This is a genomic window from Streptomyces sp. SDT5-1, from assembly GCF_052245995.1.
In the GTDB taxonomy this organism is placed as follows: domain Bacteria; phylum Actinomycetota; class Actinomycetes; order Streptomycetales; family Streptomycetaceae; genus Streptomyces.
In genome coordinates this window covers 3,311,871-3,330,682 of record NZ_CM125963.1, presented here as the reverse complement: position 1 = coordinate 3,330,682, position 18,812 = coordinate 3,311,871, and the positions used below count along the sequence as shown (strand labels likewise).

Sequence of the window (18,812 nt, the reverse complement as noted above, 5' to 3'; positions counted from 1 at the left end):
CTGTTGGACTGGAGGCCTTAAATGTTGAAGATCCGCAAGCTGTCTCTCAATGTGCGCACCTCCGGACCGGTCTGTGGCACTGTGCTGGAGTTCGGGCCTGGCTTAAATGTCCTTCGAGCAGATAACTCCAGCGGTAAGTCGACATGCCTCCAGTCCATAATCTATGTCCTAGGACTTGAAGGGATGATGAGCCCGAGTCGAGATATTCCGCTACCCCATGCGATGACAGATAGGGTCGAAGTCGACGGGCAAGAGTATCGCGTCGAAGAGTCGAGTGTCTCGATCGAAATCGAGAACGGGCGGGGCGAAATTATGACCATTGGTCGCCCCGTGAAGAGCCGACAATTCGATACAACTTTGGTAAGAACTCGAAATGGCCCTAACCTGACAGACCCTGAAGCGTCCTTCGCGCAACGTGATTATTTTGTTCGAAGGCCCGGCTCGGCTCAGAGGGAAGCTGGGTTTCACTACGAGCTAGCCAAGTTTCTCGGATGGGAGCTCCCTAAAGTCACTCGCATGGATGGCAGCGAGGGGAATCTGTATCTGGAGTGCCTATTTCCTTATTTCTTTGTCGAGCAAAAGCACGGCTGGTCGGGAGTGCAAGCCAGAATCCCGACGTACCTTGGCATTCAAGACGTCTCAAAACGCTCCGCAGAGTTTATCCTGGGGCTCGATGCCATTGACATGGTTCTAGAAACTCAAAGAATTGAGTCTGCTATCACCTTGATCGAGGCCGACTGGAAGAATGTTGAGCGCACCATTGCGGACATCGGTACTCGTGCAGGCGTACTTGTGCAAGGAATCCCTAAGAAGCCGAGTTCCTCGTGGCGACGCGATGAACTGGTCTCCCTGGAGTTGGATTCTGGATCTGGTTGGGTTTCGCTCGAGGACGAGATAGATCGACTGGCGGCCGACCTAGAGGAGCAGTTTGCCCAGAACCTCACATCTGTCGGCGAAGCAGCTCCTGAAATAGAGGAAGCACTGTCAGTCAATCAGGACAAGGCGACGCAGCTCAGCATCGCATTGGCGTCAGCTATTGAGGATTGGGAGCAGGCTAGTAAGCAGGTTCAGTCTCTGGAGCTCCGTGTTGAAGCTCTGGAGGAGGACCTACGCAAACACAAGGATGCGGCCCTACTGCAGCGCCTTGGAGCGTCAGGGAGCTACGGCCTCCCTGGCGACACCTGTCCTACGTGCGGGCAGAGCCTCCCCGACGGGTTCGAGATCACCGACTATCCGTTGACCGTTGAAGACAATATCTCGCATCTTGAGAAGGAGCTATCAACCTTTCGTTCCATGCAGTTGGATGCCGGCCGGGCTGCGGAGATTGGTCAGGTTAGGGTCTTCAGGTTGCGTGATGAAATGGGAAGGATTCGTGCAGAAATTCGCTCACAGAAGGACGCCTTAATCAGTCCGAACTCTCTGCCGGACGCCGCCAAGGTCGCTCAGCGGCTCAGGGACGAGGAGAGACTCAATTCGCTACGTGCTGTCCGAGATTCAATCGAATCATCGATTGATGAGCTCGATTCACTCGCGGTGACTTGGCGTGAGAATAAGGGGACCCTGGCTGCTCTTCGGCGTAGGGAGGTAACCGCCGCTGATGGCCTGAAGATGCAGGCGCTCAAGAGTTCCCTTACTTCTCAACTCGAAGCCTACGGTTTTAGGTCTCTTGAGCCCAGATCGATCGAAGTATCCCCCAAGACCTACCGTCCTAACCACGAGGGGTTCGACCTCGGGTTCGATCTGTCGGCGAGTGACATGATTAGAGTCATCTGGGCCTATCTGTTTTCACTTATGGAGGTCTCGCGAGAGTTTCAGGCGAACCATCCTCAGCTCCTTATCTTCGACGAGCCGCGACAACAAGAGGCCGCCCGTTTCAGCTTTCAACAACTGCTGAGACGGGCCGCCGAAAACGGTGCGCACGGAAGCCAGGTGATATTTGCTACGAGTGAAGAGGAGGATGACCTAACGGCGATGCTCGCGGGTCTAACGCATCAGATGACATCGATCCCGAGGGGCGAGAAGCTGATCAAACCTCGTATGTATTGAAGCGCCTGAGTGAGCAGTGATATCACGAGGGTGCCTACGGCGCGGACGGCTGGTAATGCGACGCTTGTCGCCGGGTGCGGATTAGTGGCGGCTGAGGCTTCGTCACGTGAGCACCCTGAGAGGCGAGCCGCTGCGAGCAATTCGGGCCGGGCTGAACAGGTGTTGACGTGGGGTGAGTAGTCATCGATGCGGCAGGCTGTCGAGCAGGTCAGAGTAGGGCGGCAAGCGCCGGAGAGGGGCACATGAGCTGTGCCCCCCCTCAACGACTGATCGTTTGTCGCTACCCGAACGTCGCCGTTGGCGTTCGTGGCCCCTCGTTGTCTCGTTCGGGAGCAGACGATTCCGGCAGGGATAGGCGACGGCCGCGGCTTACCGATACTCGGAGCGTTGCGAGTACGTCTGGCGCGTTCTCCAACAGCTCGGCTGCCAGTCCCAGTTGTACGGACTCGGTGTTGTCGGCCAGGCGGGACAAGTAGCTGTCTTCGTCGTCCGTGTGTAAGTAGCAGGGCTTTCCCTCGGGGCCCGACCACGGGAGGAGGCGTAGTTCGTTGGGGTACGTCATCCCTCCGTCCTCTCTTCTCTGGTCGTGGGGTGCGTGACGAAGTACGCGTCCGCTCGGTCGCCGGGCAGCACCAGTAGGGCGGCCTCTGTGATGTGGCCGGTGCTATCGACTGTCGAGCGGCTGATGGCTAGGACGGACAGGGACGGGCTGATGCGGAGTGTCGCCGCTTCCTCCGGTGTTGGGTGGCGGGCAGACACTCGCTCGCGGATCTCTGTCGGTGGAAGGTGAAGGCCCGCCTGCCGCGACTCGGGTTCCGCGCACGGATGAGGAGAAGACGGTTCGCGTGGGATGTAGATGCGGGCCAGGCTGTGCGGTGACTTTCCCTCGTGGCGGATGCAGAGGAACTGCGTCAGGGGGGTGCCGGCCGGGACGTTTAAGAGGGTGATCAGTTCGCCGTGTGCGTGGAGTTGAGTGGTGTGCACCGTGACGTGTAGTGGTGGTGTTGATTCGGCGGTCTCGGCGCAGGTTCGGCTTCCGCCGATGTAAGTGATCCTGCGGAGCGGGCGGCGGACGTAGTTGCCCTTGCCATGGACCTTCTCGATGAGGCCTTCGGTCTGGAGGAGGGCAAGCGCGCTGCGTAGCGTCGGTGTGCTGACTCCGTAGTGCGTTGCCAAGGCTGCCTCGGCGGGGAGGCGGTCGCCCCCGTTGAGGTGGCCGGTCGTGATCTGGGTTCGGAGGTCCTCGGCGATGGCCTGTCGGCGGGAAGGCGCGGTCCCGATCATTGCCTCCCTCATTGGGGCTTCTCCGGTGCGCTCTTCTTGATAACCATTGCGTGGCACGAGCAGTTGCACGTCTCGTAGATCACGGGGGCCTCCGGGGGAGAGGCGGTGGGCATGGGGTGCGTGCACCTGGCGTGAGTGCCGATTCGGCACGCGCTTGATTGGTACGGGGCGGTCGTCGACCGTGTGACGCCCAGTCGTTGGCGTTGTGGCATCACGAGGCCTTCGCCGTCGTGCGGTAGCTACGGTTGGACATGCCGATCAGCTCCTATCGCTGATGGTCAGGCCCCCGGACGTCGCCCGTCGTGGGGGCTCCTTTGTGTACGGCGGCCCATAACGTGCGGCCGTTCATGCTGTTGGCCAGGAGGCCGAACCGGTCGGCCTCCGCTACTGCTTCCAGGGCGTCCCGCCATGCCTCGGCAGGGAGCGAGTCCGGGACCTCCGCTTCGATCGACACGTGATGGGCGTGCTGTTCCAGGCGTGGGGTCAGGCCGAGAGAGGTCAGTCGTGCAGCGATGGCTTCGGCGTTTGCGTCCGAAGTCGGCACAGCTCAACCCCCGTCATCCTTCAATCACGCTCCGTAAAGCTAGTTAACTAGATTAGAGCTAGTGGACTAGATTTTCTATATGTCTGAGCAGCCGCCTTACCTCCGCATCGCTGACGTGCTGCGACGTCGGGTCGGGGAGCATGAGTGGACGCCGGGGGACCGGCTTCCCTCGCGAGCCCAGATCGCCCAGGAGTGCGGTGTCGGCGAGAACGTCGTGCGCCGGGCGCAGGAACTGCTCATCTCGCAAGGGGTGTTGGAGGGGCGTGCGGGGTCGGGGACGTATGTCGCCGAACCTCGTCAGCGCGTTCGCGTTGTGCGGTCATCGGCGCGTGAGCAGCCCGACGGGTCCCCGTTCCGTGCAGACATGAAGGCCGTCGGTAGGCAAGGGGACTGGGAGAGTCGCACCGAGGCCAAGGTGCCGGCGCCCGCCGAGATTGCCGGGCGGCTGGGCGTCGCCGAGGGTGATCTGTGCGTTCGAACCGATTACGAGTTCCTTGGCGATGGCCGTCCCGTGCAGCTGTCGACGAGCTGGGAGCCGTACGACCTCACCGGTGGGACTCTTGTCGTCCTCCCCGAAGGTGGGCCGCATGCCGGGGCGGGTGTCGTGAACCGGATGGCCGCGATCGGGGTTGTCGTGAGTCACGCCGTCGAGCAGCCGGAGCCGCGGCAGGCCTCCGCAGAGGAAGCGTCGTTGCTGGGTATCCAGAAGGCCGCGCTCGTCACCCACATCCGGCGCACGTACTTCAGCGACCAGGGCAGGCCCGTCGAGACCGCGGACATCGTGGTGCCTGCCGCCCTGTGCGAGATCGTTTACGAGATCCCCGTCAATCCGAGCCTTCAGTAAGGCTCGGAGGCGCCGTGCCGCGTACGTTGCCGGGCGTGACCACTTCGTCTGAATCCGTCGACAGCCGTGAAGAGCTGGCGGCCTTCGTTCGCTCCCTGCGCCGCAGCCACGCTGAAGAGGGGAGCGCGTGGGAAAACACGGATCTCCCCGGCTTCCTGGAGGCCCTGGCCGCGTGGATCGACGACGCGGACGGTTGGTATCGCAACAGCGGTCGCGAGCTGCCCGCCGATGGCGACTGGCGGTTCTTCGCGCGGGCTCTGCAGGCGGCGACCGTCTACGAATAGTGCGGCGATCCTGGGCCGTCTCTGGGCCGTGCGAGGTCGGCCGAGGGCGACCAAAGGCGACCGACAGTGACAGGTCTGCTACGACAGGCCCCGCAGAAAGCCCAGTTCAGGGCCACCCACCGATACGGGTTTCCGCCCAGCGGTGGCCGTACGGCAAGATGGGGTGTATCTGCCCTCACGCGGTGGAGCCGCAGCACGCGGGCCCCTTACTGCGACACACTTCGACTGCCGGACGGTTTCTCTTGGCTGAGTTCATCTACACCATGCGCAAGGCGCGCAAGGCGCACGGCGACAAGGTGATCCTCGACGACGTCACCCTGAGCATGTACCCCGGGGCGAAGATCGGCGTGGTCGGTCCGAACGGTGCCGGTAAGTCGACCGTGCTGAAGATCATGGCCGGGCTCGAGCAGCCGTCGAACGGTGACGCGTTCCTGTCGCCCGGTTACAGCGTCGGCATCCTCATGCAGGAGCCGAAGCTCGACGAGAACAAGACCGTGCTGGAGAACGTCCAGGACGGTGCCGCCGAGATCATGGGCAAGCTCAAGCGCTTCAACGAGGTCGCCGAGCTCATGGCGACCGACTACAGCGACGAGCTCATGGAGGAGATGGGCAAGCTCCAGGAGGACCTCGACCACGCCGACGCGTGGGACCTCGACGGTCAGCTGGAGCAGGCCATGGACGCCCTGGGCTGCCCGCCCGGCGACTGGCCCGTCACGAACCTCTCCGGTGGTGAGAAGCGCCGCGTCGCGCTCTGCAAGCTCCTCATCGAGGCGCCCGACCTGCTGCTCCTCGACGAGCCCACCAACCACCTCGACGCCGAGTCCGTGAACTGGCTGGAGCAGCACCTCGCCCAGTACAAGGGCACCGTCGTGGCCATTACCCACGACCGGTACTTCCTCGACAACGTCGCCGAGTGGATCCTCGAGCTCGACCGCGGTCGCGCGATCCCCTACGAGGGCAACTACTCGACGTACCTCCAGAAGAAGTCCGAGCGCCTCAAGGTCGAGGGCAAGAAGGACGAGAAGCGGCAGAAGCGCCTCAAGGAGGAGTTGGAGTGGGTTCGCTCCAACGCCAAGGGGCGGCAGACCAAGTCGAAGTCGCGTCTCGCCCGGTACGAGGAGATGGCCGCCGAGGCCGAGAAGATGCGGAAGCTGGACTTCGAGGAGATCCAGATTCCGCCGGGCCCGCGCCTGGGCAACATCGTCGTCGAGGTCGAGAACCTCAACAAGGCCTTCGGCGAGAAGGTGCTCATCGACGATCTGAGCTTCACGCTTCCGCGCAATGGCATCGTCGGTGTCATCGGGCCGAACGGTGCCGGTAAGACCACCCTGTTCAAGATGCTTCAGGGGCTCGAGACCCCGGACTCCGGGTCCATCAAGGTCGGCGACACCGTCAAGATCTCGTACGTCGACCAGAACCGGTCCAACATCGACCCGAAGAAGACCCTTTGGGCCGTGGTCTCCGATGAGCTCGACTACATCAACGTCGGGCAGGTCGAGATGCCGTCCCGTGCGTACGTGAGTGCGTTCGGGTTCAAGGGCCCGGACCAGCAGAAGCCCGCAGGTGTGCTCTCCGGTGGTGAGCGCAACCGGCTCAACCTCGCGCTCACCCTCAAGCAGGGCGGCAACCTGCTGCTTCTCGACGAGCCGACGAACGACCTCGACGTCGAGACCCTCAGCTCGCTCGAGAACGCGCTGCTGGAGTTTCCGGGCTGCGCCGTCGTCGTGTCCCACGACCGGTGGTTCCTCGACCGCGTCGCCACGCACATCCTCGCGTACGAGGGTGACTCCAAGTGGTTCTGGTTCGAGGGCAACTTCGAGTCCTACGAGAAGAACAAGATCGAGCGGCTCGGTCCGGACGCCGCGCGTCCGCACCGCGCCACGTACAAGAAGCTGACCCGCGGCTGATGGCTCGCCACGTATACGCCTGCCCCCTGCGTTGGGCGGACATGGATGCGTACGGACACGTCAACAACGTGGTGTTTCTTCGGTACCTCGAAGAGGCTCGTATCGACTTCCTGTTCCGGCCCGACAAGGACTTCCAGCAGGGGTCGGTCGTGGCGCGCCACGAGATCGACTACAAGCGGCAGTTGGTGCACCGGCACCGGCCCGTGGACATCGAGCTGTGGGTGAGCGAGATAAAGGCGGCGTCGTTCACGCTCGCCTATGAGGTGAAGGACGAGGACGTCGTGTACGTGCGCGCCTCGACGGTCGTCGTGCCGTTCGACTTCGAGGCGCAGCGGCCGCGCCGGATCACCGCCGAGGAGCGGGAGTTCCTCGACGAGTACCGGGACGACGACGCGGACCGTGCGGAGGCGCTCGTCGCATGAGCGCGACCGTGCTGCACTTCGCCGACCCGGGGGAGGCGGCGGACCTCGCCGCCTTCCTCGGCCGGCTGTTGCACTACGACAAGGCGGCCGCCGTGCGGCTGCGGGCGCAGGCCGGTGGGCAGGCGCTCGCGGTGTTCGGCCGGCCGCCTTCGTTCGAGGTGCTGGCCGTGCGGACGGCGCGGCTGCTCAAGCCGTACGAGAACGGGATCGAGGACACCCTCGACGTGACCGTCTCCGCGGGGGAGCTGCTCGACTCCGTCGACGAGTCGGCCGCGACCGTCGGGGTTCCCGGCGCCGTCACCGGGCCGCCCTGGGCCGGGGTGCTGCCCCCGGTCGGCGGCTGGGAGCCGGTGGACGGGTTTCCGGACGCGGACGCGCTGCGGGGGCTCGTGAAGGCGGCCGTGGCGGAATTCCGGTCGCGGGTCGAGGAGTTGGGGCCCGAGGAGCGGACCAGGGCCGAGCTCGACCGGATCGGGCGCGAGGTGTGGTCCCGGGAGATCGGGACGAGCGGGGCGCCGGTGCGCGTCGTGCACGCGGCGGCGTCCCTCGGGTTCCTGCGCGGGGCCCAGGCGGACCTGCTGGTCGCGGGGTCCTGGGTGCGGTTGCGCACCGCGTACGGGTCCGTGGCCGTACGGAAGGCGTCCACAGGGCTGGGCGGGATCTCCCTCAGCCCCGCGTGAGCGGAAACGCGGGGCCCGCGCCGGACCCCGCGCCTCACATGGCCGGGCTCAGCCCGCCGTGTTCACCATCGACGCCGCCGCGTACGTGAGGTAGTTCCACAGCGTGCGCTCGTGCTCCTCGGAGAGGCCGAGCTCGTCCACGGCGACCCGCATGTGCTTCAGCCACGCGTCGTGGGCCGCGCGGTCGACCTGGAACGGGGCGTGCCGCATGCGCAGGCGCGGGTGGCCGCGGTTGTCGCTGTAGGTGCGGGGGCCGCCCCAGTACTGCATGAGGAACAGCGCGAGGCGCTCCTCCGCGGGGCCCAGGTCCTCCTCCGGGTACATGGGGCGCAGCAGCTCGTCCTGGGCGACGCCCTCGTAGAAGCGGTGCACGAGGCGGCGGAACGTCTCCTCGCCACCCACCTGCTCGTAGAACGTCTGCTCCTGAAGCGTGTCGCGCGGGATCTCAGTCACCCCTCCATGCTCTCAGACGCACCGGCCCAGGACTCGGGTCCTAGGGCCTGTCCGAAGCCCGTCCGGCACCGGAACAGGGCTCGCCGATTCCGATGGGGCGCAGGACAGTGGACATATGGGCGCAGAGCACACCCGGGACCTCGAGCGGCTCGCTGTACGGGCGCGGGCCGGGCTCGTGCGCGAGATCGATCACAGTGGGGCCTGGGACGAGGACCCGGTGTGGCGGGAGGCGTTCGCCGAGGTGCCGCGGCATCTGTTCGTGCCGTACTACTTCGTGGGCGTGCCCGGCGGGTACGAGCGGCTGTGGGGTGAGCACCCCGATCCGAAGCGGCGGGAGCGGTGGCTGCGGGGCGCCTACGCCGACGAGCCGCTGGCCACCCGGTTGCGGGACGGCGAGCTGGTGTCGTCGAGCAGCCAGCCGTCGTTGATGGCGCGGATGCTGGTGGGGCTGCGGGTGCGGGACGGGGACCGGGTCCTGGAGATCGGGGCGGGGACCGGATACAACGCGGCGCTGCTCGCGCACCGGGTCGGTGCGGGGAACGTCACGTCCGTCGACCTCGACCCGGAGGTCGCCGAATCCGCTCGGGCCCACCTCGCCGCCGCCGGACACCCCACGACCGTCGTCACCGGCGACGGGGCGCGCGGCTGGCCGGAGCGGGCGCCGTACGACCGGATCATGGCGACGTGCGCGCTGCGCGCCGTGCCGGGGGAGTGGCTGGGCCAGTGCGCGCCCCGCGGGCGGATCCTCGCGCCCCTGTCGACCGGGATCGTGGCCCTCGACGTGGCGGAGGACGGACAGCGGGCGCAGGGGCGGTTCCTGCACACGTCCGCGTACTTCATGGCGCTGCGCGGCGGCGTGGGCCGCGAGCCGGAGCCGTCGCTCTCGGGCCTGCCGCACCCCGTGCTCCGCGACGAGCTGTTCCGGTTCCTGCTGACGCTGACGTCGGGCCGCCGCGAGCCGCGCGACGTGCTCGAGCTGTGGGAGCGGGAGGGCAGGCCGGAGCGGGAGCGGTTCGGGGTGACGGTGCGCGGCGACGGCCGCCAGTGGGCGTGGCTCGACGATCCGGAAGGCCCCCACACATGGGAGTTGCCGGGCACCCCGTAGGGCACCCGGCAACATCGCTACGACCGGTGGGCTCAGCCGCGCCGGATCGTGATCGTCGTCCACGCTCCGACGTGCACCCGGTCACCGTCCTGGAGCGGCACCGGCACGAACGGCTGAATCGGCTCGTCGCCGCCGTTGACGGTCGTGCCGTTCGTCGAGTTCTGGTCGACGACCGCCCACGTGCCGTCCGGCTGCTGCACGAGCACCGCGTGCTGGTGCGAGACGCCCGGGTCCTCCGGCGGCACCGACAGGTCGATGTCGGGGGACTCCCCGGTGGAGTGCCGGCGCCGGCCGATCGACAGCTGGTTCCCGGTGAGCTGACGCTGCTGCTCCGGCGAGTACGCGGGCAGGTTGAGCCCCGACGCCTCGGGGCCGCTGCGCTGCATCATCGCCATGAAGTAGTCGCGGTCGGGACCGATCGTCGCCGACCATGTCACCGGCCCCTGCGGCTGCGGAGGCTGCTGCTGGAACGGCGGCGGGGTCGTCGAGGGCCCGCCCTGCGGATCCGACGGCGGCGACAGCATCCAGTCGTCCCCACCCGTACCGCCACCACCGAACGACGGGTCGGCCGGCGGGGGCGGCGGCGGACCCTGCGGGTCCTGATGCTGCGGGAACCCGGGCGGCGGGGGCTGCATGGGCCCCGGCTGCACGGGCTGCGCGGGCCCCTGCGGCGGACCGGGCTGACCGTGCGGACCGGGCGGCGGGCCCGGCTGGCCGTGCGGACCCTGCGGGGGACCCGGCTGACCGGGCGGCGGGCCGGGCTGCGCGGGCGGACCCGGCGGAGCGGGCGCGGGGGCCGGGGCCTGCTGCTGGAACCCGTGCGGCGCGCCACCCGTCTCGTTCGCCCCCGGACCGTCGAAGGACGGCGAGGGGATCGGCTCGGCGGGCCGGTTGATCTGCGAGGGCCGCGAGCCCTGGTACTCGTACGAGTCGGGGCCCGGCTGCTGCTGGAAGCGGAGCGCCGGGTTCGGGCCCTGCGGCTCCTGCTGCCCCGGGAAACCGGGCGCACCGGGGCCACCGGGACCGCTCGGGCCGCCGGGACCGCCCTGGCCGCCCGACGTGGGCAGCGGCGGGTTCGGGGCCGCGGGGGTGTACGACGTCGCCGTGTTCGTGAGGAAGTTCCAGCGGCACTCCTCGCAGAACGGCGCGCCGCCCTCACGCGGCGTACGGCACTGCGGGCACAGTTCGGGCGTGCCGGCCCCACTCTGCGGTGCCTGCGGCGCGGGCGGCTGCGGATAGCCGTAGCCGGAGGCCGGGGGCGGCGGAGGAGGGGGCGGGGGCACGGCACCGGCCATGCGGTGACCGCAGACCTCGCACCAGTCGTCGGAACCCGACTGGTGTCCGTTCGGGCAGGTCGGCATGTCGGCGCTTCCCCCTTTCCATCAAGTGCAAGCAGGGCTTGCCGTAGTACGTGGGTGGTTATTTTTTGACGCGAACCGTCTTGGTCGACCGGGTTTCGAGAGTCATCTCGTCGGCCTCCGCGACCTTCGCCTTCAATCGAACAGTACCTTCCGCGGCGTCCACCACGTCCACCACCTTCGAAAGCAGCTTGGCCGTATCGGCGTTCCCCGACAGGGCCGCGAGCTGCACCGCGCGGCCCAGTTTCGCGGTCGCCCCGTCCACATCGCCCGATTTGCGGGCGTCGAGTCCCTGCTGGATGGCTTGTGCCAGTTCCGCCTGGCCCGTGTAGTGGGCGACCTGCGGGTTGATCGACGTAGAGGCTGCCATGTCGTCCGTCCACACCGCACGCACGAGACCCTGCGAGAGGGTCTGCGCGGAGCCGTCGGGCTGCGGGATCACCAGGGACACCCGGGCCGCGAGCATCTCCCGGCCGATCTCGGCGTCCGGGACCCGCACGCACACGTGGTAGTCGCGGGACTCGTCGCCCCAGGAGCCCGTCGGATAGTCCCCGGCCCGCGGGCCCGCCTCGGTGCGGCGCTCCGTCAACTCCTCGACGGTGGGCGCCACTTGCTTCACGAAGGCGATCTCGGAGTCGATCGGCGTCCACAGCCGCAGCGCGACGTCCGCGACCTCCTTGCCCATCGCGGTCTCCATCATCTGCGTGAAGTCCTCGGCGAGGTGCGCCGGGTCGGCGACGATGTCGGCGGTGCCGAGCAGCGCGGAGGCGACGCCCGTGACCTCTTTCACTTCCCAGTCCGTGCCGACGCCGCGGGCGTCGCAGGTGAAGCGGCCCGCGCAGGCGTCGAGGGCGGCGCGCAGCTCCTCCGGCTCCTCGTGCTCGTTGCGCCCGTCGGTGAGCAGGATGCCGTGCCTGATCGAGACGTCCGCCGAGCCGAGCAGCCGGTCGGCGAGCCGCAGCCACGTGCCGATCGCGGTGCCCCCGCCCGCGGACAGCTTGCGCAGCGCCTTCTTCGCCTGCGCGCGGGTGGTGTCGTCCGCGACGGCGAGCCGCCCGCCCCCCGGATAGATCTCGTCGGCCACGTGCGTGCCCGCGATCACCGCGAAGTGCACGCCGTCGCGCAGCGCGTCGATCGCCGCGGCCGACGCCTCGCGCGCACCCCGCATCTTGGTCGGCGGGTAGTCCATCGAACCCGAGCAGTCCACCATCAGCGCCACCGCGGCGTCCGCGCCGCCCGTCGGCACGCTGTAGAGGTGCGGCGCGCTGACCGCGCCGCCCACGGTGCCGCCCCCGGTCGAGGTCACCGTGACGATCGCGTTGACCTCGCGGCCGCCCTCCGGCAGATACTCGTTCTGGTAGACCTCGACGGTGAACTGCGGCACGTGCGACTTCGAGAAGTTGGCCATGGCGTCATGTCCCCCCTGAACAAGACCATTTCGCGCGCTGTGTCCCGCGCTACGCCGATCCTGCCCCCGACTGCGGGACGGGGAACGGCAGCACCGCCACTGTTACGTTGTCGTGGCCCCCGCCGTCGAGGGCGTGGCCGACCAGCACCTGCGCCGCGTGCAGCGGACGCCCGGAGGCGTCGGCGGGCAGCACGCGGGCCATCTCGTCGGCCGACTCCGCGTAGTTCCACAGCCCGTCGGTGCAGACCACGACGGTGCCGGCCCGGTCCGGCTTGAACGACGCGGTGTGCGGCTCCAGTTCGTACGCGTCCGCGCCGAGCCAGCCCGTGATCGCGTGCGCCCGCTCGTCCGCGTACGCCTCCGCCTCGCTCATCAGGCCCGTCGCGACCATCTGCGCGGCCCACGAGTCGTCCTCGGTGAGCCGGGCCGCGGGCGCCTCGCGGTCGTCCGGCACCCAGTAGGCGCGGGAGTCGCCGATCCAGCCGACGATCAGCAGCTCCTTGGTGACGACGGACGCGACGAACGTGCAGGCCGGGGCGTTCTGGTGCGGCTTGTGCTCGCGGGCCGTCTCCGGCTCGTCCGCCAGCGCGTTGACCGACTCGGCCGCCGCGACGATCGCCTCGTGCATCGCCTGCTGCGGGTGCGTGCCGCGCGGCAGCGCCTCGTGCAGCGCCTCCGTGGCGGCGCGGGACGCGGCGAGCGACGCGTCGTCGGGGCGGGTCGCGGACGACACCCCGTCGCAGACCACGGCGACGACGGCGGGGGAGCCGTCGGGCAGCGCGGCGGACGAGATGGCGAACGAGTCCTCGTTCCTGTGGTGGCGCAGGCCCCGGTCGCTGACCGCGGCGACGGCGCCCAACTCCTGCTCCATGTGGTCGCGTTCGCGCGGCTGGGCGTGCCCGCAGTTCTCGCAGTAGCCGTCCGGGTCGACGTGCCCGGCGCGGCAGGCCACGCACAGCTTGGTGCCGGCCGGGGGAGTCGCCGCCTCCAGCTGCTCGGGCGTCGCCGTGCGCGGATCGGGCGCGGCGATCCTGAACCCGTCGTCGTCGGCGTCCGGGCCGTCGAAGCGTACGGCGGCGGGGAGTTCGGAGCCGCCGGAGTCGGTGCCCTGGAGATCCGTCGGCAGGTGCACCGGCGCGGGCTGGTCGGAGCTGTCGAGCTCGGGAGCGGCCGGCCACTCGACGGATGCGGGCTCCTCGACGGAGACGGGCGCCTCGGCCGCCGCCGCGTCACCGGAGTCGGCCGGGCGCGCCGGACGCTCCGTGGAGGACAGGTCGTATCCGCACGCCCCGCAGAAGCGATCGGCCTCCTCCAGAGGCTCCTCGCAGCTCGGACACACTGACATTGCGGCCGCCTTGTGCGTCTGCGACATCCTCACACCCACGTCCGGGGGCGGTAGCGGTTGGCCCGCTCCACCAGTTCGATCCTCTCCTCGCCGCGCTGAGCGAGCCTGGCCAGGGTCCGGTACGAGCGCTCGAGACCGAGCCGGAGACCGCGCTCGTCCAGATCGCTGCCGAGCACCACCGTACGCGCGGGGCCCTGCGGAGGACCGGAACCCTGCCTACCGGAGAGTACCCAGTCCAGGGCCGTGCCGAGCACCTCGGTGGACAACTGCTCGCGGCGCACCGCGTCGAGGCCGAACGAGTCGAGCGCCTCGACCTGCCCCGCGGCGGCCGTCAGATCGTGCAGCAGCGGCTCGCCGTTCGCGCCCTGCGCCGTGCGGCCGCGCAGCCGGGCCCGCACCGCGGCGACCCGCGCCGCCGTGTAGTGGATCGACGACTCGGGCACCGACTCCAGGGTGCGCACGGCGCCGCCCCGGTCGCCGGACGCGAGCTGCACGCGCGCGAGGCCGAACGCCGCGCTCACGTAGCTCGGGTCGGTCGACCACACCAGGCGGTAGTACTCCGCCGCGTTGTCGAGCTGGCCGAGGACCTCCGCGCACACGCCGAGCGCCAGCTTCGGCGCCGGCTCGCCGGGGAACGCGTCGTATATGGCGTCGAAGGACAGCGCCGCGTTCGTGTGGTCGCCGGTCGCGAGCGCCGCGACGCCCCGGTACCAGACCACCCGCCAGTCGTCGGGGTGGTCGGCCTCCAGGGCGGCGAGGCCCCGCGCCGCCGAGTCGAGCTCGCCCATCTCCAGGCGGGCCCGCAGCTCGCGCAGCCGCAGTTCGAGCGATCCGGTCGGCGCGGCGTTCAGGGCCGCGATCAGCTCGGCGGGCGCCGACGCCATCAGGCCCGCGAGGAACCCGGCGTTCGGATCGGCCGGGTCGACGCGCGGCACCGGAAGCGCCAGCGCGGTGCCCTGCGCCTGGAGCGGCCTGAGCAGCTCGGCCGACGACGGCGGCAGCGCGGCCGGCACGGGCGGCGCGGCGAGCGCCCCCGCCTTCTTCCGCGCGCGTACGGGGACCTGCCGTGCGCCGAGCGGCGACACCTCGCCCTCCAGACGCCCGAACAGCTCCGTGTCGGTGACCTTCACCTCGGGCCCGAACAGCGTGGACAGGGCGGGCCGCGGCCGGCCCGTCTGCAGGGCGACGACCTCGCGCAGCACACCCGTCAGCTGCTCCGCCATCTCCTGCGCGGACGCGAAACGGCGGGCCGGGTCCGGGTCGGTGGCGCGCACCAGGAGCCGGTAGAACGACTCGTACCTGCGGAACACCTCGATGTTGTCCGGATCGGGCAGCGAGTCCGCGAAGACCGTCGTGTAGCCCTGGAAGTCGAACGTGAGCAGCGCGAGCGTACGGGCCACGGTGTAGAGGTCGGAGGCGACCGAAGGGCCGACCTCCGCGACCTCGGGCGCCTGGAAGCCGACCGTCCCGTAGATCGCGCTCTCGTCGTCGTCCATCCTGCGGACCGCGCCCATGTCGATGAGCTTGAGCTGGTCCTCGGTCTGGATCGCGTTGTCCACCTTGAAGTCGCAGTACAGCAGGTTGCGGCTGTGCAGATGGCCGAGCGCCTCCAGGGCCTCGATGCCGTACGCGCACGCCTGCTCCACCGGCAGCGGGTCGCGCCTGCCCTCCGGGGTGCGCCGCTCGTTGGCGATCTCCTTGAGGGACTTGCCGCCCACGTACTCCATGACGATGTAGCCGTCCAGGGAGCCGGTGCGCTGGTCGAGGTGCTCGACGAAGTTGTAGATGCGGACGATGTTCGAGTGCTCGATCTCGGCGAGGAAGCGGCGCTCCGAGATGGCGGCGGCCATCGCGTCCTGGTCGCCCGTGTCGAGCAGGCCCTTGAGCACCACCCAGCGGTCCGACACCGCGCGGTCCACGGCGAGATACACCCAGCCGAGGCCGCCGTGCGCCAGACAGCCCACCACCTCGTACTGGCCGTGCACGACGTCGCCCGTGGACAGCTTCGGCACGAAGGAGTACGGGTGCCCGCACTTGGTGCAGAAGCCCTCGGTCCTGCCGGGGCGGTCGCCGCGCGAACGGCCCACCGGCGCGCCGCAGTCGGAGCGCGAGCAGAACCGCTTCCGCTCGGGCACCTCCGGATGCTCCTGCACCATCGCGCGCGGGTCGGGGCGCGGCACGTCCGGCACGTCGACGAGACCCACGCCGAGCCGCGCCCGGCCCGAACCGCTCGCGCCCGCCCCGGAGCTGCGCACCGACACCGACCGCGACGTCGAACTCCCCGACAGGGAGCGGGACAGCCGCCCCGACACCGACCTGCGGGACTGCGAGGAGCGCGACGACGCCCGGGCCGAGGCCCGCGAACCGGAGCTCTGCGAGCCGCGGTGACCGCCGCCCGCGATCCCGGTGGGCGGCGACGCCACCATGCCGCTCGGCGACACCACGGGCGCGAGCCCGCACACGTCGCAGTACAGCTCGCCGCCGCCCATGTCCTCGTACGAGCCCGAACAGCCTGGCCGCTGGCAGGAGGACGCCTGAGCGGGGGCCGCGACGGGCGGGCCCTGCGGGCGGACGGCCGGGCGGTGCGTCGCGGCGCTGTCACCACCGGGGCCCACGACCGGCGCCGCCGGCTTCAGGCCGCACGTGTCGCAGTACAGCTCCCCGCCCATGTCCTCGTACGAGCCGGTGCAACCGGCCCTGGTGCACCTCTGTGCCGCCACGCTCACGACTCCCCCCTGGTCGATCTGTCCGCCGGGGCGGCCAGCGCGTCCGCCGCCGCCCGTTGATACCGCAGCACCGCCGCCTCCGCCGCCCGCAGATTGCACGGCGCGCTCCACAGCATGCGGCGCGCCGCGTCGTACCGCTCCACCAGGAACGGGTCCTCGGCGAAACCGAGCCGCGCCACCTTCGCCTTGTACGCGTCAAGCCTGCCGCGCAGCTCCGCACGGACCGCCAGCGGGGCCGTCACCGCCGTCAACGACTCGCGCGCCCGCAGCAGTTCGTCCTCGGCCTTCGACTCCAGGGACTCCAGGAGCGGCGAGAGCCGGTTCCACTGGCCGTTCCTGCGGTACTCGGCCGCTGTCGCCAACTGCTCCTGGAGCACCGTCGGCGGACCCGACACCGCGGGCACGTCCGAACCGGCTATCTTCGCCAGTACCTCGCCGCGCGCGGACCGCGCCTCCGCGAGCGTGCGGTCCGCGCGCGACAGCACGTCCCGCAGCCTGCCGAGCCGCACCTCCGCGTCCTGCCGGACGGTCAGCACGGCCTCGATCTCCCGCCGCACGTCCTCCAGGGCGCGCGCCTCCCTGTCGTACGCCGTCGTGTCGGGGCGGCCGCCGCCGGGCGCAGAACTCCCCGCCGCCTTCCGCCAGTACGTGAGCGGGTCCGAGACCACTTCCTCGCGCAGCCGGGTCAGCGTGCGGGTGATCCGCTCCAGGTCGTCGCCCGCCGGGTGCTCACCGGGGCGCACCCCCACGGAGTGCGCGAGCTGCCGGGTGCGGCCCAGCTCGGCCGCGAGCAGGTCTATCCGGGCGGGCAGCGCCGACCACACCGCGTCCGCCGCCACCACCATGTCGAGGGACGACGCGTACAGCGTGTTCATCCGGTCGACGAGCGCCGCGAGCGTGAACCGCTCGGACAGCTTCGCGGGACCGGTGATCGACGGCGAGGTGCCGCCCGCGCTCGGCGTCGGGGCGATCGTGACGGACTCGCCGCGCAGCAGCTCCGTCAGCTCCACCAGGTCGGCCCTGTTGGGGATCCGGCGCCGCGAGCGGATCTCCCGCGCCGTGCGCAGCGCGTCCGCGTACGCGTCGAAGTACGCCCACAGCAGCGTGATCTCCTGCTCGGCCGAGGCCCAGCGCTCCTGCGTCGTCCCGGTGAGACGGGCGCCCTCCAGGAGTCTGCGCCCCGCGTGGTCCTGGAGGGCGAGCAGGGACGTCTCGATCGCCTCGTGCTCCGCGCCGAGCCGGGCCAGGGCACGGTCCACCTCGTCCCGGTCCATCACTGGGCCGGCGGGTCCCGTGACGCCCATCGATCACCTCTCGCTTTCCCGAGCCTGTTCCAGTCCCTGCCGAGCGTTACTTGTACTTGGGTGCGGGCGGCCCCGACGAGGGGCCGAGCGCCGGCTTGAGCCAGTGGTCGTAGGAGTCCTGCCAGCCGTCCGACTTGCGGTAGTCGACCAGCACCTGGTTGACCCTGCGCACCAGGTCGTCGGCGCCCTTCTTCATGGCGACGCCGTAGAACTCCTTGGTGTACGGCTCGCCCTTCAGCTCCACCGTCGGGTCCTGCGCGGCCTGGCTCGCCGCGAGCGCGCCGTCGGTGACCACCGCGTCGACCTCGCCGAGCTGGAGCCGCACCAGGCAGTCCAGCTGGTTCGGCACCGTCGTGGAGATGTCGGTGCTGCGCGGCAGACCGCCGTCGTCGACGGGCTTCCTCTGGCCGTCCCGCAGCGAGGACTCGGCCGTCGAACCAGCCGCCGTGCACACCCGCTTGCCCGCGAGCGTCGGCCCGTAGCCCTCGATCTTCGAGGACTTCGGGGCGAGCACCTGCTGGCCGGTCTGGAAGTACGCCGTGGAGAACGCGACGTCCTCGAGGCGGTCGCAGCTGATGGTCATCGTGCGCACCACCATGTCGACGTCGCCGCGCTGGATCGCGGGGATCCGCTCGTTCGTCGGTATGGCGCGGAACCGGATCGCGTCCTTGTCGCCGAGGATCTCGCCCGCGATCTCGTGCGCGAGATCGATGTCAAAGCCTTCCAACTCGCTGGTCTTCGCCGTGCTGTTGGGGTCCCGGTACCCCCAGCGGTAGCTGTTCTGGTCGACGCCGACCGAGAGATAGCCGCGGTCCTTGATGGCCCGCACCGCGCTGCCGCTCTCGCTGCCCGACGGCCTGAGGCTGCGCTCCGGCTCCTTGCCCTCGACGCCGGGGTCGCAGTCCTCGGCCCTGGCCTGCCGGCCCTCGGCGACCCCGCCCGACGCGTAGCTCGTCGTCGTGCCCTTGCCGTCGGCGGGGCGCTGCTGCGTCACCGGGAGCAGCAGCGCGAACACCGCCGTCAGGGCACAGGCCACCGCCATGGCGGCCACGCCGCCCCAGCCGCGCAGAGTCACCTTCCGTGCCGCCCCTCGCTCCTCCAT

General features: G+C 69.5%; 16 protein-coding genes and 1 pseudogene. 8 read left to right on the top strand and 9 right to left on the bottom strand.

Going from position 1 to position 18,812, the window contains the following annotated elements; genetic code table 11:
* Window positions 1-21 precede the first annotated feature (21 nt).
* Together ACTWJ8_RS15495 and ACTWJ8_RS15490 are read left to right on the top strand one after the other, a co-directional pair.
* Window positions 22-354, top strand: a pseudogene (locus ACTWJ8_RS15495) (ATP-binding protein); the annotation flags it as partial.
* Window positions 355-516: 162 nt separating this feature from the next.
* Window positions 517-2,046, top strand: coding sequence for a hypothetical protein (locus tag ACTWJ8_RS15490; protein WP_443265160.1), 1,530 nt, complete (start codon window positions 517-519; stop codon window positions 2,044-2,046).
* Window positions 2,047-2,604: 558 nt separating this feature from the next.
* Here ACTWJ8_RS15490 and ACTWJ8_RS15485 read toward each other — a convergent pair.
* Both ACTWJ8_RS15485 and ACTWJ8_RS15480 read right to left on the bottom strand, forming a co-directional pair.
* The gene (locus ACTWJ8_RS15485) at window positions 2,605-3,342 is read right to left on the bottom strand and encodes a GntR family transcriptional regulator (RefSeq protein WP_443264123.1); all 738 of its coding nucleotides are present in this window, start codon (window positions 3,340-3,342) and stop codon (window positions 2,605-2,607) included.
* Window positions 3,343-3,595: 253 nt separating this feature from the next.
* A complete protein-coding gene (locus ACTWJ8_RS15480) occupies window positions 3,596-3,874 on the bottom strand; it encodes a hypothetical protein (RefSeq protein ID WP_443264121.1) in 279 nt (92 codons plus the stop codon).
* A 79-nt stretch (window positions 3,875-3,953) separates the two neighbouring features.
* Between ACTWJ8_RS15480 and ACTWJ8_RS15475 the strand changes: the two genes are divergently transcribed.
* The 5 genes from ACTWJ8_RS15475 (at window position 3,954) to ACTWJ8_RS15455 (ending at window position 8,011) form a co-directional block, all read left to right on the top strand.
* Window positions 3,954-4,718 (top strand): GntR family transcriptional regulator, encoded by a 765-nt coding sequence (locus ACTWJ8_RS15475; protein WP_443264120.1) that lies wholly within the window; start codon window positions 3,954-3,956, stop codon window positions 4,716-4,718.
* Between the two features lie 35 nt (window positions 4,719-4,753).
* Window positions 4,754-5,002, top strand: a complete 249-nt coding sequence (locus tag ACTWJ8_RS15470) for a DUF7660 family protein (protein WP_443264118.1) — start codon at window positions 4,754-4,756, stop codon at window positions 5,000-5,002.
* A 242-nt stretch (window positions 5,003-5,244) separates the two neighbouring features.
* Window positions 5,245-6,909 carry an energy-dependent translational throttle protein EttA gene (ettA, locus tag ACTWJ8_RS15465; protein ID WP_356376750.1) on the top strand — a complete coding sequence of 555 codons (1,665 nt, stop codon included), beginning with the start codon at window positions 5,245-5,247 and terminating at the stop codon, window positions 6,907-6,909.
* Window positions 6,909-7,331: an acyl-CoA thioesterase gene (locus ACTWJ8_RS15460; protein ID WP_356376752.1), complete on the top strand. Its 423-nt coding sequence runs from the start codon at window positions 6,909-6,911 to the stop codon at window positions 7,329-7,331. The genes ettA and ACTWJ8_RS15460 overlap by 1 nt, the downstream gene beginning before the upstream one ends.
* Complete coding sequence (locus ACTWJ8_RS15455; RefSeq protein ID WP_356376754.1) at window positions 7,328-8,011, top strand: hypothetical protein; 684 nt, start codon at window positions 7,328-7,330, stop codon at window positions 8,009-8,011. Before ACTWJ8_RS15460 ends, ACTWJ8_RS15455 begins: the two co-directional genes overlap by 4 nt.
* Window positions 8,012-8,059: 48 nt before the next feature.
* Here ACTWJ8_RS15455 and ACTWJ8_RS15450 read toward each other — a convergent pair whose 3' ends face one another.
* Complete coding sequence (locus ACTWJ8_RS15450) at window positions 8,060-8,464, bottom strand: globin (protein ID WP_356376756.1); 405 nt, start codon at window positions 8,462-8,464, stop codon at window positions 8,060-8,062.
* 115 nt (window positions 8,465-8,579) lie between these two features.
* Between ACTWJ8_RS15450 and ACTWJ8_RS15445 the strand changes: the two genes are divergently transcribed.
* Complete coding sequence (locus tag ACTWJ8_RS15445) at window positions 8,580-9,569, top strand: methyltransferase domain-containing protein (protein WP_443264117.1); 990 nt, start codon at window positions 8,580-8,582, stop codon at window positions 9,567-9,569.
* A 32-nt stretch (window positions 9,570-9,601) separates the two neighbouring features.
* Here the strand turns inward: ACTWJ8_RS15445 and ACTWJ8_RS15440 are convergent, their stop codons facing one another.
* From ACTWJ8_RS15440 to ACTWJ8_RS15415, 6 genes are read right to left on the bottom strand one after another with little or no spacing between them, the layout of a single operon-like run.
* Window positions 9,602-10,930, bottom strand: a complete 1,329-nt coding sequence (locus ACTWJ8_RS15440; protein WP_443264116.1) for an FHA domain-containing protein — start codon at window positions 10,928-10,930, stop codon at window positions 9,602-9,604.
* A gap of 58 nt (window positions 10,931-10,988) precedes the next feature.
* Complete coding sequence (locus ACTWJ8_RS15435) at window positions 10,989-12,335, bottom strand: vWA domain-containing protein (protein WP_443264115.1); 1,347 nt, start codon at window positions 12,333-12,335, stop codon at window positions 10,989-10,991.
* A gap of 49 nt (window positions 12,336-12,384) precedes the next feature.
* Window positions 12,385-13,680, bottom strand: coding sequence for a protein phosphatase 2C domain-containing protein (locus ACTWJ8_RS15430; RefSeq protein WP_443264113.1), 1,296 nt, complete (start codon window positions 13,678-13,680; stop codon window positions 12,385-12,387).
* 29 nt (window positions 13,681-13,709) lie between these two features.
* The gene (locus tag ACTWJ8_RS15425; protein ID WP_443264900.1) at window positions 13,710-16,349 is read right to left on the bottom strand and encodes a tetratricopeptide repeat protein; all 2,640 of its coding nucleotides are present in this window, start codon (window positions 16,347-16,349) and stop codon (window positions 13,710-13,712) included.
* A gap of 53 nt (window positions 16,350-16,402) precedes the next feature.
* A complete protein-coding gene (locus ACTWJ8_RS15420; RefSeq protein ID WP_356376767.1) occupies window positions 16,403-17,710 on the bottom strand; it encodes a hypothetical protein in 1,308 nt (435 codons plus the stop codon).
* A 46-nt stretch (window positions 17,711-17,756) separates the two neighbouring features.
* Window positions 17,757-18,812, bottom strand: a complete 1,056-nt coding sequence (locus tag ACTWJ8_RS15415) for a glutamate ABC transporter substrate-binding protein (RefSeq protein ID WP_356376770.1) — start codon at window positions 18,810-18,812, stop codon at window positions 17,757-17,759.

Bases quoted from the DNA above. Each gene is read 5' to 3' on its own strand.
- ACTWJ8_RS15485 (WP_443264123.1), bottom strand. From the start codon at position 3,342: ATGAGGGAGGCAATGATCGGGACCGCGCCTTCCCGCCGACAGGCCATC.
- ACTWJ8_RS15415 (WP_356376770.1), bottom strand. From the start codon at position 18,812: ATGGAGGAGCGAGGGGCGGCACGGAAGGTGACTCTGCGCGGCTGGGGC.
- ACTWJ8_RS15440 (WP_443264116.1), bottom strand. From the start codon at position 10,930: ATGCCGACCTGCCCGAACGGACACCAGTCGGGTTCCGACGACTGGTGC.
- ACTWJ8_RS15475 (WP_443264120.1), top strand. From the start codon at position 3,954: ATGTCTGAGCAGCCGCCTTACCTCCGCATCGCTGACGTGCTGCGACGT.
- ACTWJ8_RS15420 (WP_356376767.1), bottom strand. From the start codon at position 17,710: ATGGGCGTCACGGGACCCGCCGGCCCAGTGATGGACCGGGACGAGGTG.
- ACTWJ8_RS15435 (WP_443264115.1), bottom strand. From the start codon at position 12,335: ATGGCCAACTTCTCGAAGTCGCACGTGCCGCAGTTCACCGTCGAGGTC.
- ACTWJ8_RS15445 (WP_443264117.1), top strand. From the start codon at position 8,580: ATGGGCGCAGAGCACACCCGGGACCTCGAGCGGCTCGCTGTACGGGCG.
- ACTWJ8_RS15490 (WP_443265160.1), top strand. From the start codon at position 517: ATGGATGGCAGCGAGGGGAATCTGTATCTGGAGTGCCTATTTCCTTAT.
- ACTWJ8_RS15430 (WP_443264113.1), bottom strand. From the start codon at position 13,680: ATGTCAGTGTGTCCGAGCTGCGAGGAGCCTCTGGAGGAGGCCGATCGC.
- ACTWJ8_RS15460 (WP_356376752.1), top strand. From the start codon at position 6,909: ATGGCTCGCCACGTATACGCCTGCCCCCTGCGTTGGGCGGACATGGAT.
- ACTWJ8_RS15425 (WP_443264900.1), bottom strand. From the start codon at position 16,349: ATGGGCGGGGAGCTGTACTGCGACACGTGCGGCCTGAAGCCGGCGGCG.
- ACTWJ8_RS15455 (WP_356376754.1), top strand. From the start codon at position 7,328: ATGAGCGCGACCGTGCTGCACTTCGCCGACCCGGGGGAGGCGGCGGAC.